This window comes from Paraburkholderia sp. BR14312 (genome assembly GCF_040948675.1).
Lineage (GTDB): Bacteria > Pseudomonadota > Gammaproteobacteria > Burkholderiales > Burkholderiaceae > Paraburkholderia > Paraburkholderia nodosa_A.
Map to the genome: position 1 here is coordinate 267,512 of NZ_JBFPKI010000002.1, position 22,951 is coordinate 290,462.

Here is a 22,951-nt window from a genome sequence, read left to right on the forward strand (position 1 = left end):
GTCTTGTGTAGTTATGTTGATCGAAAAACCGCTTGTTTTAAGGCCTATTTGTGGCTCAGGCGCCGCACGAGCCAGTCGCCGAACGACTGCACGAGCTGCACGAACACGATCAGGATCACGACCACGATCAACATGACTTCGGGTTCGAAGCGCTGATAGCCGTAGCGGATGCCGAGGTCGCCAAGACCACCGCCGCCGATCGCGCCGGCCATCGCCGAATAGCCGACGAGCGAGATGAACGTGATGGTGAGCCCCGCGACGACGCCTGGCAGCGACTCGGGCAGCAGCACCTTGAAGACGATCTGGCTCGTGCTCGCGCCCATGGCCTGGGCCGCTTCGATCAGGCCGCGATCGACTTCGCGCAGCGCCGTTTCGACGAGCCGCGCGATGAACGGCGCAGCGGCGATGGTGAGCGGCACGACGGCGGCCGCCGTGCCGATCGACGAGCCGACCACGAGGCGCGTGAACGGAATCACGGCAACGAGCAGGATGATGAACGGCGTGGAACGCACGGCATTGACGATCACCCCCATCACGCGGTTCGCGGCGATGTTCTGCAGCACGCCGTTGCGGTCGGTGAGATAGAGCAGCACGCCGAGCGGCAGGCCGATGGCCGCGCCCACGAGTCCCGAGATGCCCACCATGACGAGCGTCTCCCAGAACGACTGGACGAACATGTCGAACATTTCACTCCACATGGGACAGTTCCTCCACCACGACGCCTTGTTCGCGCAGCCACGCCATGGCCTGCGCCACCTTCACCGGATCGCCGCCCGCGAGCACCGCGAGCGAGCCGAACGCCTGCCCCTGGATCTCGTCGATCTGGCCGTGCAGGATGTTGAAATCGAGTTCGAAGCGCCGAATCGTCTCCGAGAGAACCGGCTGGTCGACGCCCGTACCCTTGAACGCGAGGCGCAGCAAGTGGCCGCTGCCCTTCGCGAGATGCTCGGCCACACGCGCCTTGAGCGCGGGCGGCAGTTCCTGGGCGATCACGTCGCCGAGCAGCGCGCGCGTGACTTCGTGGCGCGGCTGCAGGAACACGTCGATCACGGGACCGCTTTCCACCACGCGGCCCGCGTCGAGCACGGCCACGCGGTCGCAGACCTGTTTGATCACTTCCATCTGGTGCGTGATCATCACGATGGTCAGGTTCAGTTCGCGATTGATCTTGCGCAGCAGGTCGAGAATCGCGCGCGTGGTTTCGGGGTCGAGCGCCGAGGTCGCCTCGTCCGAAAGCAGCACCTTCGGCTTGCTCGCGAGCGCGCGCGCAATGCCCACGCGCTGCTTCTGGCCGCCGCTGATCTGCGAGGGATAGCGGTCTTTCTGCGCGGTCAGGCCGACGAGTTCGAGCAGCGGCAGCACCGTCGCTTCGATCTCGGCGCGCTTCACGCCGGCCAGTTCGAGCGGCAGCGCGACGTTGTCGAACACGGTGCGCGACGACAGCAGGTTGAAGTGCTGGAAAATCATGCCGATCTCGCGGCGCGCTTCGCGCAGCTGGGCCGAAGAGAGCGACGTGAGCGTGCGAGCGTTGACGACGATGTCGCCTTCGGTGGGCCGCGTGAGCAGGTTGATGGTGCGCACCAGCGTGCTCTTGCCTGCGCCGCTGCGCCCGATGATGCCGAACACTTCGCCCGGCGGAATCGTCAGATTGACGTTGTGCAGCGCCTCGATCCAGCCTTGTGGGCCGGCGAAGCGCTGGGACACGTTTCGAATTTCGATCATGGAAAAAAAGCAAAACGGCGGGTGTGCCGCGCGCCGCTCGCGCAGGCCGCTCCTTTTCAGTAGCGGAAAACGCGTCGCGCCGGCAGACAGCCGCCGTTTGATGGACTGGATTTAGCCCCGCATTTTACCCTGGCACGCAAAATTCCTTTTAATAATCAATTTCGATAATTTCATAACTCATTTGCATTAGAGGCTTCTGGCAGCGCGTGGCCGCCCGCGCGGCCGCTACACTGCTGCCGACAGATTGATGCCGACAGATTGATGCCGAAAACGACCCGCCACAATCCGCCAAGCAGGGAGCGAGATGGAGACCAGTCAGAACATCGCCATGGCGCAAGCCGCCGAACCCGCCGCGCAAGCGACGCTGCGTACGCGTGACCGCGTCGAGTTGCCGCTCTACGTCTGGCGCGCGAGCGCGCCGCCGCGCGCGGCCATCGCGCTGATTCATGGTCTCGCGGAACACGCGGGCCGCTATGCGGCGCTCGCCACGCGGCTGACCGCCGCGGGCATCGATGTCTACGCAATCGATCTGCGCGGCCACGGGCATGCCCCTGGCCGCCGCACCTGGATCTCGCACTTCGACGACTATCTCAACGACGCCGAGGCGCTCCTCGCCCACGCGAGCGCGCAATGCGCTGCACAGGGCACACCGCTCTTCCTGATGGGACACAGCATGGGCGGCGCGATTGCCGCGCTCTACGCCATCGAGCGCCTGCCGCAAACTCGCGTGCCGCTCGCGGGCCTGCTGCTCTCGAGCGCGGCGCTCGCGCCGGGCCGCGACGTGCCCGCATGGAAAATCGCCGCGAGCCGCGTAATCAGCGCGATCTGGCCGACCTTTCCGGCCATGAAAATCGACGCGGCGCTGCTCGCGCGCGTGCGCGACGTGGTCGAAGCCAATCGCGCCGATCCGCTCGTGCATCACGGCGCGATTCCCGCCCGCACGGGGGCGCAATTGCTGGAAGCGATGAAGCGCATCGAGACGGGACGCGCGCAACTGCGGCTACCCGTGCTGATCTGGCATGGCACCGAGGACAAGCTCACCGAGCCCGAGGGCAGCCGCGCGTTCGGCGCGAACGTGGGATCGCCCGATCGCACGCTCACGCTATATGAAGGCAGCTTCCATGAAACGCTCAACGACCTCGATCGAGAGCGCGTGATCGGCGCGCTGATCGACTGGATCGACCAGCACTCCTGAGCGGTCAGGCGCGTTACTTCGCGCTGCGTTTCTCGATGAAGGCCTGCACGCCGTCGAGCGCTGGGTCGGTCATCATGTTGCAGGCCATGGTCTGCCCGGCCAACTGATACGCGGCGTCGATGCCCATTTCGAGCTGCCGGTAGAAGAGCCCCTTGCCTGCCGCGACGGCCTCGCGCGGCTTCGCGCAGATGCTCGCGGCCAGTGCGGTCACGGCGGCGTCGAGTTGGTCGGCGGGCACCACGCGATTCACGAGGCCTTCGCGCAACGCCTTCTCCGCATCGATGAATTCGCCCGTCATCAGCATCTCGAAGGCCGCCTTGCGCGAGACATTGCGCGAGAGCGGCACAGCGGGCGTCGAGCAAAAGAGCCCGAGATTGATGCCCGACACCGCAAAGCGCGCCGAGTCCGCCGCCACCGCCAGATCGCACATCGCGACGAGCTGGCAGCCCGCCGCCGTCGCCACGCCCTGTACGCGCGCGATGACGGGCTGCGGCATCTTTTGAATGGCGAGCATCATCTTCGAGCAGCGCTCGAACAGCTTCGTGTAGTACTCGTGCGAGGGCGCCGCGCGCATTTCCCTGAGATCGTGGCCCGCGCAGAACGCGCGCCCTGCCGCTGCGATCACGACCACGCGCGCGTCGGATTGCGCCAGCGCGGCGAGTTCGCCCTGCAACGCATCGATGAGCGCCTCGGAAAGCGCGTTGAACGCATCCGGACGGTTCAGCGTGAGGCGCACGACGCCCGACACGCCATACGCATCGCGTGTAATTTCGACTAGCGCTTGCGATGAAGAGGGAATGGCACTCACGATGCGTGTCTCCTTCGTTCGAATGTGTGCGATGCGGGTCCGCGCTCGGGGCCGCGCCGGCCGCCTAGATATCCGCCAGCGCGCGCAGATGCGCCACCACGCTGCGGCCGAGCGCCGAGAGGTTATAGCCGCCTTCGAGGCTGCTCACGATGCGCCCCTTCGCATAGCGGCCCGCGATGTCGCGAATCTGGTCCGTGATCCAGGCGAAGTCGTCCTCCACGAGGCCCATGTTGCCGAGATCGTCTTCGCGATGCGCGTCGAAGCCCGCCGAGACGAACACCATCTCCGGTTTGAACTCGTGCAGCCGCGGCAGCCACATGATGTCGATGGCCTCGCGCACTTCCATGCCTTTCGTGCGCGCCGCGATCGGCAGGTTGACCATGTTCGGCGCCGGATTCTCGGCCCCCGAGTATGGATAGAACGGATGCTGAAAGAAGCTGCACATCAGCACGCGCGAGTCGCCCGCGAACGCGGCCTCGGTGCCGTTGCCGTGATGCACGTCGAAATCGACGATCGCCACGCGCTGGAGGCCGTGGACTTCGAGTGCATGGCGCGCCGCGATCGCGATGTTGTTGAAGAAGCAAAAGCCCATCGCGCGCGCAGGCTCCGCGTGATGGCCGGGCGGGCGCACGCTGCAGAATGCGTTCTCGTAGCGCCCGGCGAGGACCGCGTCGGTGGCCGCGATCGCCGCGCCCGCCGCACGCAGCGCCGCCTGCCACGTGTGCGGATTCATCAGCGTGTCCGGGTCGATGCTCGCGTAGCCTTCGCTGGGCGCCGTGTTGCGGATGAAGTCGATATGCGCCTGGGTATGCACGCGCAGGAGGTCCGCCTCGGTCGCGAGCGGCGCCGATTCGTCGCGCTCGATCAGCGCGTCGATGCGGCTCGCGATCAGTTGGTCTTCGATGGCCTGCAGACGCGCGGGGCATTCAGGATGCCATTCGCCCATCTCGTGCAGCAGAAAATCGGGGTGAGAGAAGAAACCGGTCGTCATGAGTCGCACTCGCCGCGGGCTTCGCGCATGCGCGCGGCCGCGGGTCTCCTTCTGTCTTTAGTCTGGCGGCACGCCGGCTGGCGCGCGAACAGACACCACGTTACCACAGCGACCTGGTGCTCACGCGCCACGCCGGCGCGCAACGGCCCGATTCCCCGAAGGCGCTCGGTTATACTGCCCGGGTTCTTCCTGGACCGCTCTCCCTCCGCTCTCTCATGACCCTCAAGACCGCTCTGTCCGCCTCCAGCCGCCCACGTCGCACGACCTTCGCACTCGCGCTTTGCGTCGCGGCGTCGTTGTGCACCGGCGCGGCGCGCGCGCAAACTGCCGCGCCGAAATCGCGACAGACGCCGCTCACGCTCGCGCAGGCGCAACCGCAAACGCCGACGCAGGGCCAGACGTTCGAAGAGGAAATCGTCCCGCAGCGCTACGCGAACAATCCGGACGTCGACGGCTTCATCAACGACATGGTGGCGCGCTACGACTTCGATCCCGCCGCACTGCATGCGCTGTTCGCGAGCGCGAACTATTCGGCGACGGCGGTGAAGCTCGTGACGCCCTCGCCCGTTCCGGGCGTGAAGAACTGGCGCGCATATCAGGCGCGCTTCCTCGACCCGGTACGCATCAATGCGGGGGTACGCTTCTGGCGCGCGAACCAGGCCACGCTGCAGCGCGCGTCGGAGGAGTTTGGCGTGCCGCCCGAGGTGATCGTCGGCATCATCGGCGTGGAGACGATCTACGGCCGCTACATGGGCAACTTCCGCGTGCTCGATGCGCTCACCACGCTCGCCTTCGATTATCCGGACACGCCGAACCGCGCCGAGCGCATGGCGACGTTCCGCAAGAATCTCGAGGACTACCTCGTGTGGACGCGCGACGCGCAGATCGATCCGTCGTCGGTGCTCGGCTCGTACACGGGCGCGATCGGCATTCCGCAGTTCCTGCCGAGCAGCATCGTGCAGTACGCGGTGGACTACGAGGGCAACAATCACATCGATCTGCGCGGGAGCACGGCCGACGCGATCGGCAGCGTGGCGAACTATCTGCGGCAGAACGGCTGGGAATCGGGGCGGCCCGTGGTGTGGAATATCGCCACCGATGCGGGCAGCCTCGGCATCGCCCAGGCCGCCGCCGACGGCAAGCCCGAACCGCGCTGGCCGCTGAGCCAGTTGCTGCGCTCGGGCCTCGTGCTCGACCAGCCGGACGTGGATATCGCCGCCGAGGCGGGCACGCCTGTCACGGTGATCGACCTGCCCTCGCCTGGCCGCGGCACCGAGTACAAGCTCGGGCTCAAGAACTTTTATGTGCTGACGCGCTATAACCGCAGCTTCTTCTATGCGCTCGCGGTGTATCAGCTGGGCATGCGCGTGAAAGCGCAGATGCTGGCGACGCAGCCAGGCGTGGGGGTGGGCCCGGCGAACGGAAACGGTGGAAATGGCGGCAACGGCGGCAACAACGGTGGCAATGGCAACGGGATGAACAGCGCCCCGAACGGCACGGGCGCGACGCCACCCGAACAGCAAGAGTAACTTCAGCGATACAAAGCAAAACGGCCTTCGGAAACATCGAAGGCCGTTTTTTTGCGTCCACGCTTCAATCAGGCGGGAAACACACCCGTCGAGAGATAGCGGTCGCCACGATCGCAGACGATGAACACGATCGTCGCGTTCTCGAGCTGGCGCGCAAGACGCATCGCCACCTCACATGCGCCGCCCGACGAGATCCCCGCGAAGATACCTTCGACCGAGGCCAGGCGGCGCGCCATGTTCTCGGCGGCGGCCTGGCTCACGCTCTCCACGCGATCCACGCGGCTGCGATCGAAAATCTTCGGCATATACGCTTCGGGCCACTTGCGAATGCCCGGAATGCGCGAGCCTTCTTCCGGCTGCGCGCCGACGATCTCGATCGCCTGATTCTTTTCTTTCAGGAACTGGGACGTGCCCATGATCGTGCCGGTCGTGCCCATCGACGAAACGAAGTGCGTGATGCGCCCTTCGGTATCGCGCCAGATTTCCGGGCCAGTGGCCTCGTAGTGCGCAAGCGGATTGTCGGGATTGCCGAACTGGTCGAGGATAATCCCCTTGCCGTCGCGCTGCATTTGCTCGGCGAGATCGCGCGCATATTCCATGCCGCCCTTGACCGGCGTAAGCATGATTTCGGCGCCGTAAGCCGCCATGCTCTGACGGCGCTCGACCGAGAGGTCCTCCGGCATGATGAGCACCATCTTGTAGCCGCGGATCGCCGCCGCCATGGCGAGCGCGATGCCCGTGTTGCCGCTCGTCGCTTCGATGAGTGTGTCGCCGGGCTTGATGCGGCCGCGCTCTTCGGCTTTACGGATCATCGAGAGCGCCGGGCGGTCCTTCACGGACCCAGCCGGGTTGTTGCCTTCGAGCTTGGCCAGCAAGACGTTGTTGCGGGCGCGGATTTCGTCGTCCGGCAGGCGGACGAGTTGCACGAGCGGGGTATTGCCGATCGTGTCTTCAATGGTCTTGTAGGGCATGGGGATGGCAGTGAGGCGCGATGACGTGACCCGTCGATTCTAAACCACGCGGGCAGCGACCGCAGGGGACCCATGACGCCGGTATGGACGCCGGCTGGCGGCTCGACCATCATGGGCTGCAAAAAGCCCGCGGCCCGGGCCGCGGGTCAACGTCGCGGGTCGACATCACCTGAGCGACACCTGAAGGAAACTGCGCCCCGCGACGGCGCAGCACGACGCGCGGGGTAACACACGAGCGCAAGCGGCCTGCTACTTCTTGACCGCCACGGCAGCCTGAGGTGCGCCCGCCTTCGCGGGCGTTGCCTGCGCAACCTTCGCCTGTGCTGCATGGGCATTCGCGGGACCGATCGCCAATCCTTCGGCCTGCAAACGTTCGACGGTATGGCCGCCCATGCCCTTCACGCGCTTGCCGAGGTCACTGGCATCCTTGTACGGGCCGTGCGCGCTGCGCTCGTCGAGAATGGCCTTGGCGCGCGCGGGCCCCACCCCCTTGATGCCGCGAAGCGCGTCTTCGTTGGCGGTGTTGACGTCCACGGCCGCAAAGGCGTGGCTGAATACGGCCAGAAGCGCGGCCGCCGCAAGGACTTTTCGGAACATGCTGGATCTCCCTCAAAACGCCGGCGACCATCGCCGGCGAGGAGAGTCCAGTTTATGAAGTCAGGGCTTTGCGTTACACCTGGCCAGAAAGCCAACGTACGTAACGATCCACGCCTTCCTGCACCGTCAGGAACGGCGCGTCGTAGCCCGCCGCGCGCAGCTTCGACTGGTCCGCCTGCGTGAAGCACTGATACTTGCCGCGCAACGCGTCCGGGAACGGGATGTACTCGATCAGCCCTTCCTTGACCTGCTCCGCGAGCGAGAGCGCGGGCTTGCCTTCCATCGCACGCAGCGTGTTCACCACGGTCGTGGCGATGTCGTTGAACGGCTGGGCACGGCCGCTGCCCAGATTGAAGATGCCCGTCTTCTCCGGATGATCGAAGAAGAACAGGTTCACCTTCACCACGTCCTCGACCGAGACGAAGTCGCGCGTCTGCTCGCCCGGCGCATAGCCGTTGTATTCGCCGAACAGCTTCACGCGGCCTTCGGCGCGGAACTGGTTGAAGTTGTGGAACGCCACCGACGCCATGCGCGCCTTGTGCGTTTCGCGCGCACCGTACACGTTGAAATAGCGAAAGCCCGCAATCTGGCTTTGCGCCGTGGGCAGCACGCGGCGGATCACCTGGTCGAACAGGAACTTCGAATAGCCGTACACGTTCAGCGGCGCTTCCACTTCGCGCTCTTCGACGAAGCGCGTCGAGCCGCCGTAAATCGCCGCCGACGACGCATACAGAAACTGCACGCGCTGCGCGAGACACGCGTCGAGCACGGCGCGGCTATAGCGGAAGTTGTTGTCCATCATGTAGCGGCCGTCGGTTTCCATCGTGTCCGAACAGGCGCCTTCGTGGAACACCGCGCGCACGTCGCCGAAATCGCCGCGTGTGAAACGCTCGACGAACTCGGTCTTGTCGATGTAGTCGTCGATCTCGCAATCGACGAGATTCCTGAACTTGTCCGCGCGGGTGAGATTGTCGACGGCGATGATGCGGTCTTCGCCGCGTTCGTTCAGCGCCTTGACGATGTTGCTGCCGATGAAGCCGGCCGCGCCGGTGACGATGAGGGTCATGATAGGTCTGCGGTGACGAGGTTCACGCGAGGTTGATGCCCCGCCGGAAAAACGCTGCGGAAATTCCGGCCGGGGTGCGAGCGCTGCACGCTCGCATGCGCAACATTATTGAAAGAGTTCGTCGTAGTCGACGGTGGCCGTGCCGAGCTTGCCGACCACGATGCCGGCCGCGCGATTCGCGAGTGCGACGCCTTCGACGAGCGGCAATCCCGCGCCCAGCATGACCGCGACGGTCGCGATCACCGTGTCGCCGGCGCCCGAGACATCATACACTTCGCGCGCATCGGCCGCCGCGTGCAGCGCGCCGTCATCGGAAAAGAGCGTCATACCCTCTTCCGAGCGCGTGAGCAGGAGCGCATCGAACTGCAGTTCGTGGCGCAGCTTCGTCACGCGCGCGTGCAGGTCCTCCTCGGACTTCCACGTGCCCACCACTTCGCGCAGCTCCGCGCGGTTCGGCGTGATGAGGCTCGCGCCGCGATAGCGCTCCCAGTCGTCGCCCTTCGGATCGACGAGCACCGCCTTGCCCGCGGCGCGCGCCTTCGCGATCATCTGCGTGACATGCGTGAGCCCACCCTTCGCGTAGTCGGAGAGCAGGATCACGTCGTGCGTGGGCAGCAGCGCGTCGAAACGCGCGAGGCCGGCGAGCAGGATCTCGTGCGCGGGCGTGTTTTCGAAGTCCACGCGCAACAACTGTTGCTGGCGCGACAGTACGCGCAGCTTGATGGTGGTCGGCAACGCGGGATCGCGCTCGAGATACGCGTTCACGTTGCTTTCGTCGAGCAGCTCGACGATACGCTCGCCGGGTTCGTCATGGCCCACCACGCACAGGAGGCCCGCGTGAGCGCCGAGCGCCGCCGCGTTGCGCGCGACGTTCGCGGCGCCACCCAAACGGTCTTCCTTGCGCTGCACATGCACGACCGGCACCGGCGCTTCCGGCGAGATGCGGTTGACGTCGCCGAACCAGTAGCGGTCGAGCATGACGTCGCCCACCACCAGCACACGCGAGGTCGCGAGCTTTTCGCGCGGCACGACGCGCACTTCCGGCGCGATGGCAGCAGCAAGCGCGGCGACGGGCGCGGCTTCAGGCTGCGGAGTTTGCGAGATTGACATGGGGCCGCCCAATCGAGTGATAGTCAATGCCGAGCTCGGCCATGGCGTCGGGCTCGTAGAGGTTGCGTCCGTCGAAGATACGCGGTGCCTTGAGCACCTTCTTCAAATGCGCGAAATCGGGCGCCTTGAAGGCGGTCCATTCGGTGACGATCACGAGCGCGTCGGCACCCGTGAGCGCGTCGTCCTGGCTCGATGCGAACGTCAGGCGCGCGTGCTGCTCAGGCGCGTGTGCGAGATCGAGCGCGAACACGCGCTGCGCCTCTTCGGCTGCGACCGGGTCCCACGCCGCCACCGTGGCCCCGCGCGAGAGCAGGTCGGCGATCAGACGGCGGCTCGGCGCTTCGCGCATGTCGTCGGTGTTCGGCTTGAACGCGAGGCCCCACACGGCGAAGTGCTTGCCGGTGAGGTCGTCGCCGCACACGCTGGCGATCTTCTTCACGAGCACTTCCTTCTGGCCGTGATTGACCTCCTCGACGGCTTCGAGCACGCGCAGGTTCTGGCCCGACTCGGCGGCCGTGCGGATCAGCGCCTGCACGTCCTTCGGGAAGCACGAGCCGCCATAGCCGCAGCCGGCATAGAGGAAGTGATAGCCGATGCGCGGATCGGAGCCGATGCCGCGGCGCACCGACTCGATGTCGGCGCCCACGCGGTCGGCGAGATTCGCCATCTCGTTCATGAACGAGATGCGCGTCGCGAGCATGGCGTTGGCCGCGTACTTCGTGAATTCGGCGGAGCGCACGTCCATGTAGATCGTGCGTTCGTGATTGCGGTTGAACGGCGCGTAGAGGCGCTTCATCTTCTCGCGCGCCACGGTGCCGTTCTCGTCCTCGTCGAGACCGATGATGATGCGGTCCGGACGCATGAAGTCGTCCACCGCCGCGCCCTCTTTCAGAAACTCGGGGTTCGAGACGACCGAGAAGCGGTGATCCACGCTATGCGAGAGGCCGCGCTTCGCCAGTTCTTCGGCCAGCACGCCGTGCACGCGCTGCGCCGTGCCGACCGGCACCGTCGACTTGTCGACGACCACCTTGAAGCCGTTCATGTGGCGGCCGATGCTGCGCGCCGCTTCGAGCACGTACTGGAGATCGGCCGAGCCGTCTTCGTCGGGCGGCGTGCCGACGGCGATGAACTGCACCTCGCCGTGCTCGACGCTCGCCGCGATGTCGGTGGAAAAGGTAATGCGCCCGGCCGCGCGGTTGCGCGCGATGAGTTCGAGCAGGCCCGGCTCGTGAATCGGGACGCCGCCGCCATTCAGGATATCGATCTTGCGCGGATCGACATCGAGGCAAAACACGTCGTGGCCGATTTCGGCAAGACACGCACCGGTGACGAGGCCGACGTAGCCGGTACCGACAATGGTGATCTTCATAGGCGCTCCGGTGACAGATGCGGATGTTGGAATGATTGTGGGCGCGGCCGGCTGGTGCCGGGCTGGGCACGCGCGCCCCTAAGGCTCAGCTCGACGCGGGAACCGGCTCGACACGGCGCGGCGCATAGGTTTCCCAGCCGCTGCAGCCCGGACACTGCCAGTAGAACAGGCGCGCCCGGAATCCGCAGTTCTGGCAGGTGTAGCGAGGCAGGTTCTTGGTGCGCTGCTGGAGCAGCTTGCGCATCAGCTCGAGTTCGCTGCGGCGCGGCTCTTCGGCCGTGGCCTGCTGCGCTTCGAGCAGGCGCGCCATGCCGGCGAGGTTCGGTGACTTCTGCATCTGCGTGCGGGCGAGCGCGTGCGCCGCATCGGGGCCGCGCAGCGCGGCGACATACTTGTAGGCGACGTCGAGCAGATCGTTCGACGGATACGCGTCGACCCACGTCGTGAGCAATTGTGCGCCCTCTTCGGCGCGGCCGAGCGTCTCGTAGGCCTTCATGACCTTTTCGGCGACGAGCGGCAGATAAGCGGGGTTTTGCGCTTCGACATCGCGCCAGTGGCCAAGCGCAGTCTCGCAATCGCCGCTTGCCGCATCGACGTCGCCTGCGAGGATCGTCGCGCGCACGTTCTGCGAATTGGCCTTGAGCGCGAGCGCCAGTTGACGGCGCGCTTCGTCGGGCTTTTTCTGCTGGAGCGCTTCCTGCGCGAGTTCGCAGTGGAACTGGGCGATCTCGAGGTCGAGCGACGCCGCGCCCATCGTTTCGAGATGACGTGCCGTGTCGATGCAGCGGTTCCAGTCCTTCTCGATCTCGTAGATCGCGAGCAGTGCACGCTGAGCGCCGAGCGCGAAGTCGCCCGACTTGAGCTTGCCGAAGGTCTCTTCTGCGCGGTCGAGCATGCCGGCCTTCAGAAAATCCTGGCCGAGTTCATAGAGCGCGTGGTCGCGCTCGTTCACGGGCAGGTCGGAACGCGAAAGCAGGTTCTGATGCACGCGGATCGCGCGGTCGGTCTCGCCGCGGCGGCGAAACAGATTGCCGAGCGCGAAGTGCAGCTCGACGGTTTCGGGGTCGAGCTTGGCGACCTCGATGAACGCGTCGATGGCCTTGTCCGGCTGCTCGTTGAGCAGAAAATTCAGGCCGCGAAAATACGAGCGCGGCAGGTTGGCGCTTTCGGAAAGCAGTGCCTTCAGGTCGTAGCGCGACGCCATCCAGCCGAGCGCGAAAGCCACGGGAATGACGAGGAGCCACCAAAAATCGAGATCCATGCGAGCGATGGTATGAGCGGAAAATCAGCCGCACGCGTTCAGGCGCGCGGCACGGCAATACAAATCAGATGAGCGGCGGCAGCGGCGGCTCGACGCTCGGCGTGGGCGTTTCACGCGCCACCCGCAAGTCGCGCTTGAGGCGGCCGTTTTCCATGCGCAGCCGGAACACGCCGGGCAGCGCGGAAAGCAGCCCCGCCAGCACCCCCACGACAAAAAACGCGAGGCCGATCAGGATCAGCGGGGCCTGCCACGAATATCCGGCCAGAAAGTTCAGCGTCGCGGTTTGCGTGTTGGCGAGCGCAAGGACGAGCAGCAGTACGAACACCAGCACACGGAGCACCCAGGCGATCAATCTCATTGAAGGATTCTCTTGGCAGTTGAGAAAGGCGCCGGCACGGCGGACATGCTGCGCCGCAGCACAAGCCGCGCCGAAGTGTCCCGTATTGTAATTGAACGGCTCGCGGGCCGACACGTGTGAGCGAGCACTGAGCCAGGCGACCTGGCTTGCCGGAACTAACCGCGTCGAAAAGGCGCAGACGAAAAAAAAGCGCCGGGGTTGTTCACCCCAGCGCTTTTTACCGGTCCATGCATTCTGGCCATCTGGCATTGACCGCCGACGACCGCAATCGCCCGATCGAAAACGATCCAACGCTTACAGGTCGTCGTCCGGCTCGTCCGCCTTCAGCGGCTCGCCCGAATTACGGTCGACGCGCTCGCGCAGTTCCTTGCCCGGCTTGAAGTGCGGCACGAACTTCTCAGGCACCAGCACCTTTTCACCCGACTTCGGATTGCGACCGACGCGCGACGGCCGACGATTCAGGCCGAAGCTGCCAAAGCCACGAATTTCGATGCGATGGCCCTTGGCAAGCGCCTCGGACATCGCATCGAGCATCGTCTTGACCGCGAAATCCGCGTCCTTGAGAACAAGTTGCGGAAATCGCGTAGCCAGCTGCGCGACCAATTCAGATTTGGTCATACTTCAGCTTGCCCCCGTTTGAGGCTTACTGGTTCTGGCCGTCGAGCTTGGCCTTGAGCAGCGCGCCGAGGTTGGTCGTGCCGGTGGCAGCCTGACCCGAATCAGCCGACATGGTGCGCAGGGCTTCCTGCGTTTCAGCCGAGTCCTTCGCCTTGATCGACAGGTTGATGCCACGCGACTTGCGATCGATGTTGATGATCATCGCGTTGACCTTGTCGCCTTCCTTCAGCACGTTGCGAGCATCTTCCACGCGGTCTTGCGCGATTTCCGAAGCACGCAGGTAGCCTTCGACGTCAGCGTTCAGCGTCACGACTGCGCCCTTGGCGTCAACCGACTTGACCACGCCGTCGACGATCGAACCCTTGTCGTTGACAGCAACGAAGTTGCTGAACGGGTCGCCTTCGAGCTGCTTGATGCCGAGCGAAATGCGTTCCTTCTCGACATCGATGCCCAGAACCACGGCTTCGACTTCGTCGCCCTTCTTGTACTTGCGAACGGCTTCTTCGCCAGCTTCCGACCACGACAGGTCCGAAAGGTGAACCAGACCGTCGATGCCGCCAGGCAGACCGATGAACACGCCGAAGTCGGTGATCGACTTGATCGCGCCCTGGAGCTTGTCGCCCTTCTTGAAGTTGCGGCTGAAGTCATCCCACGGATTCGGCTTGCACTGCTTCATGCCGAGCGAGATGCGGCGGCGGTCTTCGTCGATCTCGAGGACCATGACTTCGACTTCGTCGCCCAGCTGGACAACCTTCGACGGAGCAACGTTCTTGTTGGTCCAGTCCATTTCCGACACGTGAACCAGGCCTTCGATGCCCGATTCGACTTCGACGAACGCGCCGTAGTCGGTGATGTTCGTGACCTTGCCGAACAGACGCGTGCCCGACGGGTAACGGCGCGAGATGCCTTCCCACGGATCGTCGCCCAGTTGCTTGATACCGAGCGAAACGCGGTTCTTTTCCTGGTCGAACTTGAGGATCTTCGCGGTGACTTCCTGGCCAACCGAGAGAACTTCGCTCGGGTGACGCACGCGACGCCATGCGATGTCGGTGATGTGCAGCAGGCCGTCGATGCCGCCGAGGTCCACGAACGCGCCGTAGTCGGTGATGTTCTTGACCACGCCGTTGACGATCGCGCCTTCCTTGAGCGTTTCGAGCAGCTTTGCGCGCTCTTCGCCTTGCGTGGCTTCGATCACTGCACGGCGCGACAGCACGACGTTGTTACGCTTGCGGTCGAGCTTGATGACGCGGAATTCGAGGGTCTTGCCTTCGTACGGCGTCGTGTCCTTGACCGGACGCGTGTCGACGAGCGAACCCGGCAGGAACGCGCGGATGCCGTTGACCATGACGGTCATGCCGCCCTTGACCTTGCCCGTGATCGTGCCGGTCACGAGTTCGTTGTTGTCGAGAGCCTTTTCCAGCGACAGCCACGAAGCGAGACGCTTCGCCTTGTCGCGCGACAGGATAGTGTCGCCGTAGCCGTTTTCCAGCGCGTCGATCGCGACGGAAACGAAATCACCCGCCTGCACTTCCACTTCACCCGCGTCGTTCAGGAATTCTTCGAGCGGAATATAGGCTTCGGACTTGAGACCAGCATTGACGACCACGAAGTTGTGGTCGACGCGCACGACTTCGGCGGAAATCACTTCGCCGGCGCGCATGTCCTGGCGGGTCAGCGACTCTTCGAACAGAGCCGCGAAAGATTCGGTATTCGGGGTGGAGGTTTGCAGGTCGGACATAAAAATCTGGATTTGCATGGTTTTCGCTACCTCGCCAGTCGGTCTTGACTGCCGGGCGTTGAGGCCGGAACACGATGCTCGCGGCGCAGATGCAAAAGCCATACGGGGTTAAAGGGTTTAACACACGCCCTGTTGCTTTCCAGGGCACCTACTCGTACTGCTTACTGCTTTCTTTACTGCGCTTTGCCCCGTTCGCGGATTACCGTACGGGCCGCAGTTGGCTAGACTCCTGATACCACTGCACCACCTGTTCGACCGCCTGGTCGACGGAGAGCGCCGAAGTATCGAGAAGCTGCGCATCTGCTGCAGGCTTGAGCGGTGCGGCCGCGCGGTTACTGTCGCGCGCGTCGCGTCCACGCAAATCCCGAAGCAAGTCATCCATATTAGCAGAAAAACCTTTTTGGATCAATTGCTTATGCCGGCGGGCCGCACGGGCCTCCACGCTGGCCGTTAAAAACACCTTCAGAACGGCGTCCGGGAAGATCACGGTGCCCATGTCGCGGCCATCCGCAACGAGCCCGGGAAGCTTGCGAAACGCCCGCTGGCGCGCCACGAGCGCGGTGCGCACGGCCGGATGCGCAGCGATCATCGAGGCGCGGTTGCCCACTTCCTCGGCACGGATTTCGTTCGAAACGTCAACGCCATCGAGCTGCGCAAGCCCCTCGCGGAACGTGATATGGAGATCGTCGATCAGCTTCGCAAGGTTCTCGGCGTCGTCGGCCGCAATCGCGTAGCGCATGCTCGCGAGCGCCGCCAGGCGGTACAGCGCGCCACTGTCGAGCAGGTGAAAGCCGAGCTGCGCGGCGACTAGCGCGGCCACCGTGCCCTTGCCGGAAGCAGTCGGGCCGTCGATCGTGATGACGGGCGTCGGATAAAAGGGACGGGTCGATTTCATGCGGCAAAGGTACTCGGCTTCATTGAATCAAGGTTGCGCGAGCGCCAGGAAGCGCTCGAAGTAATCGGGGAACGTCTTGCCGACGCACTTCGGGTCGTTGATGCGCACCGGCACGCCGCCGAGGCTCACGAGCGAGAAGCACATCGCCATGCGGTGATCGTCGTAGGTGTCGATCGCTGCGTTCGGCGTGAGTTGCTCGGGCGGACGCACGATCAGGTAATCGGGGCCCTCTTCCACGTTCGCGCCCACCTTGCGCAGTTCCGTGGCCATCGCGGCGATGCGGTCGGTTTCCTTCACGCGCCAGCTCGCGATGTTGCGTAGCGTAGTTGCGCCGTCGGCGAAGAGCGCCGCCACGGCGATCGTCATCGCTGCGTCGGGAATCAGGTTGAAGTCCATGTCGATGGGGTCGAGCTTGCCGTGATCGTTGCCGATCCCGCGCACCTCGATCCAGTCATCGGCGACCGTGACGTTCGCGCCCATGCGCATGAGCGCCGCGGCGAACGCAACGTCGCCCTGGATACTCGATCGTCCCACGCCTTCCACACGCAGCGGGCCGCCGCCGATCGCGCCCGCGGCGAGAAAGTACGACGCGCTCGATGCATCGCCCTCGACCATGATCTTGCCCGGCGACTGGTAGCGCACGCCCGCCGGGATCTCGAAGCGGTGCCAGCCGTGGCGCTCAACCTTCACGCCGAAGCGCTCCATCAGCTTGATCGTGATTTCGATGTAGGGCTTGGAGATCAGTTCGCCGTCCACTTCGACGATCGTCACGCCGTCCTTGGCGCGCACGAGCGGCAGCGTCATCAGAAGCGCCGTGAGGAACTGGCTCGACACATCGCCGCGCACGCGGATGGGCGCCTCGACCGAAACCGGCGCGGGGCGGATGCGCAGCGGCGGATAGCCTTCGTTTTCTTCGTAATCGATCTTCGCGCCGATCTGGCGCAGGCCGTCCACGAGGTCGCCGATGGGTCGCTCGTGCATGCGCGGTACGCCGTGAATGCGGTAGTCGCCGCCGTTCACCGCGAGCGCGGCCGTGAGCGGACGCACCGCCGTGCCTGCGTTGCCGAGGAAGAGATCCGCGCGCACCGCCTGGAACGCGCCGCGCGTGCCCTGCACGACGCAGGTGTCGTCCTCTCGTTTGAGCTTCACGCCGAGCTTTTCCAGTGCGTCGAGCATCACGCGCGTGTCGTCGGAGTCGAGCAGGTTCGTGATGGTCGTTTCGCCCTCGGCCAGCGCGGCGAGCAGCAGCACGCGGTTCGAGATGCTCTTCGAGCCGGGCAGACGGATCGTGCCGGACGCACGGGTGAACGGTCCGAGATCGAGGTGTTCCATGAGCGTGTCCTGAGAATGCCTGGTGTTACCTGAGGTTGCCTGGGTTGCGGCGCTCGCGCCGTCGGGCTGGGTCCTGCTTGCTTATTTGCCTGGTGCTGTATCGATGGCCGCCGCCGCGCCCTTGCCGCCGCGCTCCTGCCACGCCTCGCGCGCGGCGCGCGAACGCGCGAACACGGTTTCGAGCGCTGCGCCGTCGCCGGCGTCGATGGCCGCGCGCAGCTTCGCCAGCACTTCAGTGTAGCCGTCGAGTTCGGCGAGCAGCGCGGCGCGGTTCGCGAGGCACACGTCGCGCCACATTTCGGGGCTCGACGCGGCAATGCGCGTGAAGTCGCGGAAACCGCCTGCCGCGAACGAAAATTTCAGCTGGGCGTCGGGCGAAGCGAGAATCTGGTCGACGAGCGCAAACGACAACACATGCGGCAGATGGCTCACCGAAGCGAACACGCGATCGTGCTGCGCGGCCGGCATCTCGCCGATCAATGCGCCCGTGGCGCGCCACATCGCGGCGATGCGCTCGACCGATGCCGGCGCGTTTTCCGCGAGCGGGCACAGCACGACGTTGCGGCCCACGTAGAGATCGGGCAGCGCGGCGTCGACGCCGCTCGATTCGCGCCCGGCGATGGGATGCCCCGGCACGAACTGGGCGATGCGCGCGCCGAGCGCGGCACGGGCCGCGGCGATCACGTCGCTCTTGGTGCTGCCGGCGTCGGTGACGATGGTTGCTTGCCCCAGGTGCGGCGCTATGCGCTCGAGCAGGGCCTGGGTTTGCGCAACGGGAGCGGCGATCAGCACGATGTCGGCGCCGTCGAGCGCGGCGGCGAGCGCCGCTTCGTCGTCGAGCGTCGCGGCGGCATCGATCACGCCCAGTTCGAGCGCGCGCGATACCGACTTTGCACTGCGGCCCACACCGATCACCTGCGCGCCTTCGCCGCCGTGCGAGCCTCGCTCGCGCAACGCGCGCGCGAGCGACCCGCCGATCAGGCCCACGCCGAAAATCACCAGTTTGTTAAACGAAAACGCACTCACGACGTCACCGAAAAAAGTAAGGGTTGCGCGCTCATTGCGCGCCAAGCGCTCGCTCGAGGGCCGCGACGAATGCCGCGTTCTCCTCGGGCAAGCCGATCGTCACACGCAGCCATTGCGGCAGGCCATAGTTGCCCACCGGACGCACGATCACGGCTTGCTTGAGCAGCGCGAGATTCACGCGCTCGCCGGCGCCGTCGTCCGTTGCGTCCTTCGCCACGCGCACCAGCACGAAATTGCCGTCCGAAGGCACGTATTCGAGGCCGAGGCGCTCGAACGCCGTGGTAAGCGTGCGATAGCCCTCGGCATTGAGCGCCGCGCTGCGCTCGAGGAACGGCGTGTCGCCGAGCGCGGCAATCGCAGCGGCCTGCGCGAGCGTGTTGACGTTGAACGGCTGGCGCAGACGGTTGAGCAGATCGGTCAGTTGCGGCTGCGCGATCGCGAAGCCGATGCGCAGGCCGGCGAGTCCGTAGGCCTTCGAGAACGTGCGCGAAACGAGCAGGTTCGGATAGTGGCGCACCCACGCGATCGAGTCATAGCGCTTCTCGGCCGCGAGGTACTCCGTGTACGCCTCGTCGAGCACGACCGCGACATGCGCTGGCACCTTCGCGATGAACGCCTCGAGCGTCGCGCCGTCGACGAACGTGCCGGTCGGGTTGTTCGGGTTCGCCACGAACACGAGACGCGTGTCCTCATCGATCGCCGCCAGCATCGCGTCGAGATCGTGGCCGTAGTGCACGGCCGGCGTCACGATATGGCGCGCGCCGAGGCCCTGGGTCGCGAGTGCGTAGACCGCGAACGAGTACTGCGAATAAACGATCGCCTGACCGCGCTCGACGAACGCATGCGCGGCCATTTCGAGAATGTCGTTGCTGCCGTTGCCGAGCGTCATCCACTCGGGCGGCACGTCGTAGCGCGCGGCCAGCGCGGCCTTCAACTCAAAAGCGTTCGAATCGGGATAGCGGCCCAGTTCGCTTGCGGCCTGCGCGATCGCGCGCTGCGCCGATTCGGGCACACCGAGCGGATTCTCGTTCGATGCGAGCTTCACGATGCGCGCTTCGTCGAGTCCGAACTCGCGCGCGACTTCGGAAATCGGTTTGCCGGCGATGTAAGGCGCGATGGCGCGCACATACGAGGGGCCGAATTGCGTGGTCATGCGTCTCTCCAGGGCTCAAGGCGCCGGGCGTACAACGGTCTCTACCGGACGGATCGGAAAGGCGCGCCGCCCGGCATTCTCATGCGGCGGGCGGCGATTGGCGGCGGGCCGCCCGCACCTTCCACGCCTTAGCGTGCGCGCGGATACGAACCAAGGATCTTCAGATACGCGGCTTTCTTGCTGAGTTCGTCGAGCGCGGCGGCCACGGCGGGTTCGTCACGATGACCTTCGAAGTCGATGTAGAAGTAGTACTCCCACGTGCTGCCAAGGCGCGCCGGCCGCGACTCGAATCGCGTCATCGACACGCTGTGGCGCGCGAGCGGCTCGAGCAGCTTGTACACCGCGCCCGGCTCGTTCTTCACCGACACGATCATCGAGGTCTGGTCGCGCCCCGTCGCGCCCGCCGGCTGCTTGCCGATCATGACGAAGCGCGTGCGGTTGTGCGGGTCGTCCTGGATCAGCGCGTTCGCGATCAGGAGACCGTAGTGCGTGGCGGCGCGATCGCCCGCAATCGCGGCGACCGTCGGGTCGGCGGCGGCGAGGCGCGCGGCTTCCGCGTTGCTCGACACGCTCTGACGCTCGAGCTGCGGCGCGTTCGCCGTCAGCCAGTGCTGACACTGTGCAAGCGCCTGCGGATGCGCGCACACGCGCGTAACGCCTTGCAGGTTGCCGCTTTGCGTCATCAGATTGTGCTGAATCGGCAACGCGATTTCGCCGCCGATGACGAGCTGCGTTTCGAGGAACAGGTCGAGCGTGCGCGAAACGGCGCCCTCGGTCGAGTTCTCGACCGGCACGACGCCGAACTCGGCGGCGCCCGCCTCGACCGAGCGGAACACCTCATCGATCGACGGGCACGGCAGGCCTTCGATCGACTGACCGAAGTACTGGTACATCGCCTGTTCGCTATAGGTGCCGACCGGGCCGAGGAACGCAGCCGAAATCGTCTTTTCGAGCGAACGGCTCGCGGCCATGATCTCGCGCCAGATCGCGCTGATGTGATCGTTGCCGAGCGGGCCGTCGCTCATGTTCTGCAGGCGCTCGATCACCTGTTGCTCGCGCTCCGGGCGAAACACCGGCGCGTTGAAGTGCTTCTTGACCTCGCCTACTTCGAGCGCGACCGAGGCGCGCTGGTTCAGGAGCGCGATGAGCTGCGCGTCGATCGCATCGATGCGTTCGCGCAGCGGCTTGAGTTGGGAGTTGAGTTCGTCGTCCATGCGTGAAACCGGCAATCTGAAAGGATGCGCGCGGCGCCGCTTCGCCCGTGAGCGAGGAGCGCTTACGCGTGCTTCGCCTCGAATTCCTTCATGTACTCGACCAGCGCATTCACTGCTTCGAGCGGCACCGCGTTGTAAATCGATGCCCGCATGCCGCCGACGGACTTGTGGCCCTTCAGCTGCAACAGCCCGCGCTCTTTGGCGCCGGCGAGGAAATCTGCGTTACGTGTTTCGTCGGCGAGGAAGAACGGCACGTTCATCCGCGAGCGCGCGCGGCGCTCCACCTTGTTGATATAGAAGCTGCTCGCGTCGATCGTGTCGTAGAGCAGCTTCGCTTTTTCCACATTGCGCGCCTCGATGACTTCGAGACCGCCCTGACGCTTCAACCACTTGAACACGAGCCCGGCGATATAGATCGCGTAGGTCGGCGGCGTGTTGAACATCGAGTTGTTCGCGGCCACGGTCTTCCATTCGAACGCCGAAGGACAGATCGGCATCGAGCGGTCGAGCAGGTCCTCGCGCACGATCACGACCGTCACGCCCGCCATGCCGATGTTCTTCTGCGCGCCGCCGTAGAGCACGCCGTATTTGGCGATGTCCATCGGGCGCGAGAGGATGTGCGACGAGGCGTCGGCCACGAGCGGAATGTCGCCCAGGTCGGGAATCTCGAAGGTCTCGACGCCGTCGATCGTCTCGTTCGTGCACAGGTGCACGTAGGCGGGGTCGCTGGAGAGCTTCCACTCGCTCTTCGGCGGTGAATGCGTGAAGCCGGCCTCGGTGCGGCCCGTGGCGGCGATATGCGCTTCGCCGTACTTGAGCGCTTCCTTCTGCGACTTCTGCGACCAGGAGCCGGTCACGACGAAATCGGCGCGCGGCTTCGAACCGAACAGGTTGAGCGGCACGATCGCGTTTTCGCCGATGCCGCCGCCCTGCAGGAACAGAATCTGGTGACTTGCGGGGACCTGCATCAACTCACGCAGATCGAGCAGCGCCTCGGCGTGGATCTGCATGAATTCCGGGCCGCGATGGCTCATTTCCATCACGCCCATGCCGCTGCCGTGCCAGTCGAGCATTTCGTCAGCGGCCTGACGCAGGACTTCCTCTGGCAACGCTGCCGGCCCGGCTGAGAAGTTGTAGACGCGCATCGTAGAGAGATCCCCGAGGCAGGCGCTGTGGCAAAAACCGCCGGAAAACACGCCAGAAAAAAGAAAATGGCCGCTTGCGCTCATCGCGCAAACGACCATTATCGCATTGTCGCCGGGAACCCGCCACGCACGGCGCGGCAGTGGGCTTCCCGGTCTATGCGGCCGATCCGGCCCCGCGACCGTGCATCATGGCTGCGGACCTGAAGGGCTTAAGTGCCGGGCTCATTTGCCAGGCTTACTTGCCGACCTTGACCGAAGCGACTTCCTTGTCGGCCTGGTCGCGCGTTGCCTTGATCGACTGCGGCATGTACTTCTGCATCAGGCTGTTCACGACGTCGCGGCCAACCTGGTCTTGAACCTGAATGAACTTGCGGCCGGTCGGGCTGCGGTAGAACGTCGTCAGGTCCTTGATTTCCTGCGTGCTGTAATACTTCGCGTAGGCGTCGTACTGAGCTTGCATGGCGTCCGTCTTGAACGAGTCGGTCGCGAAGACCTGGCCTGCCGAGTCAACCAGCTTCGGCACGGCGTTCTTTTGCAGCGACGGCACGGCAGCTTGCTTCTGCTTGTCCGTCATCGTCTTGTTTTCCGAGAGCGCGTCCGACAGGATGGCCGGGACGAGCTGCTTGGCTTGCATCTGGGCGCTGTTGCCGATTGCGCCGACGAGCTTCTGTGCGTCGATCGCGTCGAGCAGGTCCTTGATCGCGGCTTGCTTGGCCGGATCGACGGGTGCTGCAGCCGCTGCCGGTGCCTGGGGGGCGGGCGCCTGGTTCTGGAGCGCCTGAGCCATGGCAAACGTCGGCACGAGAGCGGCCAGCAACATCACCTGCTTGAATCGTTTTTGCATCATTACTCC

Annotated in this window: 22 protein-coding genes; 2 read left to right on the plus strand and 20 right to left on the minus strand. The window is 65.0% G+C overall.

Going from position 1 to position 22,951, the window contains the following annotated elements:
- Positions 1-44 precede the first annotated feature (44 nt).
- Both AB3X98_RS07040 and AB3X98_RS07045 read right to left on the minus strand, forming a co-directional pair.
- Positions 45-698, minus strand: a complete 654-nt coding sequence (locus tag AB3X98_RS07040) for a methionine ABC transporter permease (protein WP_069262628.1) — start codon at positions 696-698, stop codon at positions 45-47.
- Positions 688-1,722 (minus strand): methionine ABC transporter ATP-binding protein, encoded by a 1,035-nt coding sequence (locus tag AB3X98_RS07045; protein WP_069262629.1) that lies wholly within the window; start codon positions 1,720-1,722, stop codon positions 688-690. The genes AB3X98_RS07040 and AB3X98_RS07045 overlap by 11 nt, the downstream gene beginning before the upstream one ends.
- A 304-nt stretch (positions 1,723-2,026) precedes the next feature.
- On the opposite strand from AB3X98_RS07045, the gene AB3X98_RS07050 reads away from it, so the two are divergent.
- Positions 2,027-2,917 carry a lysophospholipase gene (locus tag AB3X98_RS07050; RefSeq protein WP_368605528.1) on the plus strand — a complete coding sequence of 297 codons (891 nt, stop codon included), beginning with the start codon at positions 2,027-2,029 and terminating at the stop codon, positions 2,915-2,917.
- Between the two features lie 13 nt (positions 2,918-2,930).
- Here AB3X98_RS07050 and AB3X98_RS07055 read toward each other — a convergent pair whose 3' ends face one another.
- Both AB3X98_RS07055 and AB3X98_RS07060 read right to left on the minus strand, forming a co-directional pair.
- Complete coding sequence (locus tag AB3X98_RS07055) at positions 2,931-3,725, minus strand: enoyl-CoA hydratase (protein WP_368605529.1); 795 nt, start codon at positions 3,723-3,725, stop codon at positions 2,931-2,933.
- A gap of 64 nt (positions 3,726-3,789) precedes the next feature.
- Positions 3,790-4,716 carry a histone deacetylase family protein gene (locus AB3X98_RS07060; RefSeq protein ID WP_069262632.1) on the minus strand — a complete coding sequence of 309 codons (927 nt, stop codon included), beginning with the start codon at positions 4,714-4,716 and terminating at the stop codon, positions 3,790-3,792.
- 215 nt (positions 4,717-4,931) lie between these two features.
- On the opposite strand from AB3X98_RS07060, the gene mltB reads away from it, so the two are divergent.
- Complete coding sequence (gene mltB / locus AB3X98_RS07065) at positions 4,932-6,245, plus strand: lytic murein transglycosylase B (protein ID WP_368605530.1); 1,314 nt, start codon at positions 4,932-4,934, stop codon at positions 6,243-6,245.
- Between the two features lie 68 nt (positions 6,246-6,313).
- Here the strand turns inward: mltB and cysM are convergent, their stop codons facing one another.
- From cysM to AB3X98_RS07145, 16 genes are all read right to left on the minus strand, one after another.
- Complete coding sequence (cysM, locus tag AB3X98_RS07070) at positions 6,314-7,216, minus strand: cysteine synthase CysM (protein WP_069262633.1); 903 nt, start codon at positions 7,214-7,216, stop codon at positions 6,314-6,316.
- A 249-nt stretch (positions 7,217-7,465) separates the two neighbouring features.
- Complete coding sequence (locus tag AB3X98_RS07075) at positions 7,466-7,813, minus strand: helix-hairpin-helix domain-containing protein (protein WP_069262634.1); 348 nt, start codon at positions 7,811-7,813, stop codon at positions 7,466-7,468.
- Positions 7,814-7,886: 73 nt separating this feature from the next.
- Complete coding sequence (gene rfaD, locus AB3X98_RS07080) at positions 7,887-8,879, minus strand: ADP-glyceromanno-heptose 6-epimerase (protein ID WP_342948583.1); 993 nt, start codon at positions 8,877-8,879, stop codon at positions 7,887-7,889.
- A 105-nt stretch (positions 8,880-8,984) separates the two neighbouring features.
- The gene (gene rfaE1 / locus AB3X98_RS07085; protein ID WP_342948582.1) at positions 8,985-9,989 is read right to left on the minus strand and encodes a D-glycero-beta-D-manno-heptose-7-phosphate kinase; all 1,005 of its coding nucleotides are present in this window, start codon (positions 9,987-9,989) and stop codon (positions 8,985-8,987) included.
- Positions 9,961-11,358, minus strand: coding sequence for a UDP-glucose/GDP-mannose dehydrogenase family protein (locus tag AB3X98_RS07090; RefSeq protein ID WP_069262637.1), 1,398 nt, complete (start codon positions 11,356-11,358; stop codon positions 9,961-9,963). Before AB3X98_RS07090 ends, rfaE1 begins: the two co-directional genes overlap by 29 nt.
- An 85-nt stretch (positions 11,359-11,443) precedes the next feature.
- Positions 11,444-12,619, minus strand: a complete 1,176-nt coding sequence (gene lapB / locus AB3X98_RS07095; RefSeq protein ID WP_069262638.1) for a lipopolysaccharide assembly protein LapB — start codon at positions 12,617-12,619, stop codon at positions 11,444-11,446.
- Between the two features lie 64 nt (positions 12,620-12,683).
- The gene (locus AB3X98_RS07100) at positions 12,684-12,977 is read right to left on the minus strand and encodes a lipopolysaccharide assembly LapA domain-containing protein (RefSeq protein WP_368605543.1); all 294 of its coding nucleotides are present in this window, start codon (positions 12,975-12,977) and stop codon (positions 12,684-12,686) included.
- A gap of 294 nt (positions 12,978-13,271) precedes the next feature.
- Positions 13,272-13,595: an integration host factor subunit beta gene (locus tag AB3X98_RS07105; RefSeq protein WP_027817382.1), complete on the minus strand. Its 324-nt coding sequence runs from the start codon at positions 13,593-13,595 to the stop codon at positions 13,272-13,274.
- A 25-nt stretch (positions 13,596-13,620) separates the two neighbouring features.
- Positions 13,621-15,351 (minus strand): 30S ribosomal protein S1, encoded by a 1,731-nt coding sequence (gene rpsA, locus AB3X98_RS07110; RefSeq protein WP_069262639.1) that lies wholly within the window; start codon positions 15,349-15,351, stop codon positions 13,621-13,623.
- Between the two features lie 181 nt (positions 15,352-15,532).
- Positions 15,533-16,228, minus strand: coding sequence for a (d)CMP kinase (gene cmk, locus AB3X98_RS07115; RefSeq protein WP_028208177.1), 696 nt, complete (start codon positions 16,226-16,228; stop codon positions 15,533-15,535).
- Positions 16,229-16,255: 27 nt separating this feature from the next.
- A complete protein-coding gene (gene aroA / locus AB3X98_RS07120; protein WP_069262640.1) occupies positions 16,256-17,560 on the minus strand; it encodes a 3-phosphoshikimate 1-carboxyvinyltransferase in 1,305 nt (434 codons plus the stop codon).
- 81 nt (positions 17,561-17,641) lie between these two features.
- On the minus strand, positions 17,642-18,631 hold the full coding sequence (locus AB3X98_RS07125; RefSeq protein ID WP_368605531.1) for a prephenate dehydrogenase: 990 nt from the start codon (positions 18,629-18,631) through the stop codon (positions 17,642-17,644).
- The gene (gene hisC / locus AB3X98_RS07130; RefSeq protein ID WP_368605532.1) at positions 18,618-19,739 is read right to left on the minus strand and encodes a histidinol-phosphate transaminase; all 1,122 of its coding nucleotides are present in this window, start codon (positions 19,737-19,739) and stop codon (positions 18,618-18,620) included. Before hisC ends, AB3X98_RS07125 begins: the two co-directional genes overlap by 14 nt.
- Before the next feature lie 128 nt (positions 19,740-19,867).
- Complete coding sequence (gene pheA / locus AB3X98_RS07135; protein ID WP_069262643.1) at positions 19,868-20,953, minus strand: prephenate dehydratase; 1,086 nt, start codon at positions 20,951-20,953, stop codon at positions 19,868-19,870.
- Between the two features lie 62 nt (positions 20,954-21,015).
- Positions 21,016-22,098, minus strand: a complete 1,083-nt coding sequence (gene serC, locus AB3X98_RS07140) for a 3-phosphoserine/phosphohydroxythreonine transaminase (protein WP_069262943.1) — start codon at positions 22,096-22,098, stop codon at positions 21,016-21,018.
- A 235-nt stretch (positions 22,099-22,333) separates the two neighbouring features.
- Positions 22,334-22,942 (minus strand): DUF2059 domain-containing protein, encoded by a 609-nt coding sequence (locus AB3X98_RS07145; RefSeq protein ID WP_069262944.1) that lies wholly within the window; start codon positions 22,940-22,942, stop codon positions 22,334-22,336.
- Positions 22,943-22,951 lie beyond the last annotated feature (9 nt).

Coding starts and splice junctions, on each gene's coding strand:
- AB3X98_RS07040 (WP_069262628.1), bottom strand. CDS start 698: ATGTGGAGTGAAATGTTCGACATGTTCGTCCAGTCGTTCTGGGAGACG.
- AB3X98_RS07045 (WP_069262629.1), bottom strand. CDS start 1,722: ATGATCGAAATTCGAAACGTGTCCCAGCGCTTCGCCGGCCCACAAGGC.
- AB3X98_RS07050 (WP_368605528.1), top strand. CDS start 2,027: ATGGAGACCAGTCAGAACATCGCCATGGCGCAAGCCGCCGAACCCGCC.
- AB3X98_RS07060 (WP_069262632.1), bottom strand. CDS start 4,716: ATGACGACCGGTTTCTTCTCTCACCCCGATTTTCTGCTGCACGAGATG.
- mltB (WP_368605530.1), top strand. CDS start 4,932: ATGACCCTCAAGACCGCTCTGTCCGCCTCCAGCCGCCCACGTCGCACG.
- cysM (WP_069262633.1), bottom strand. CDS start 7,216: ATGCCCTACAAGACCATTGAAGACACGATCGGCAATACCCCGCTCGTG.
- AB3X98_RS07075 (WP_069262634.1), bottom strand. CDS start 7,813: ATGTTCCGAAAAGTCCTTGCGGCGGCCGCGCTTCTGGCCGTATTCAGC.
- rfaD (WP_342948583.1), bottom strand. CDS start 8,879: ATGACCCTCATCGTCACCGGCGCGGCCGGCTTCATCGGCAGCAACATC.
- rfaE1 (WP_342948582.1), bottom strand. CDS start 9,989: ATGTCAATCTCGCAAACTCCGCAGCCTGAAGCCGCGCCCGTCGCCGCG.
- AB3X98_RS07090 (WP_069262637.1), bottom strand. CDS start 11,358: ATGAAGATCACCATTGTCGGTACCGGCTACGTCGGCCTCGTCACCGGT.
- lapB (WP_069262638.1), bottom strand. CDS start 12,619: ATGGATCTCGATTTTTGGTGGCTCCTCGTCATTCCCGTGGCTTTCGCG.
- AB3X98_RS07100 (WP_368605543.1), bottom strand. CDS start 12,977: ATGAGATTGATCGCCTGGGTGCTCCGTGTGCTGGTGTTCGTACTGCTG.
- AB3X98_RS07105 (WP_027817382.1), bottom strand. CDS start 13,595: ATGACCAAATCTGAATTGGTCGCGCAGCTGGCTACGCGATTTCCGCAA.
- rpsA (WP_069262639.1), bottom strand. CDS start 15,351: ATGCAAATCCAGATTTTTATGTCCGACCTGCAAACCTCCACCCCGAAT.
- cmk (WP_028208177.1), bottom strand. CDS start 16,228: ATGAAATCGACCCGTCCCTTTTATCCGACGCCCGTCATCACGATCGAC.
- aroA (WP_069262640.1), bottom strand. CDS start 17,560: ATGGAACACCTCGATCTCGGACCGTTCACCCGTGCGTCCGGCACGATC.
- hisC (WP_368605532.1), bottom strand. CDS start 19,739: ATGACCACGCAATTCGGCCCCTCGTATGTGCGCGCCATCGCGCCTTAC.
- pheA (WP_069262643.1), bottom strand. CDS start 20,953: ATGGACGACGAACTCAACTCCCAACTCAAGCCGCTGCGCGAACGCATC.
- serC (WP_069262943.1), bottom strand. CDS start 22,098: ATGCGCGTCTACAACTTCTCAGCCGGGCCGGCAGCGTTGCCAGAGGAA.
- AB3X98_RS07145 (WP_069262944.1), bottom strand. CDS start 22,942: ATGCAAAAACGATTCAAGCAGGTGATGTTGCTGGCCGCTCTCGTGCCG.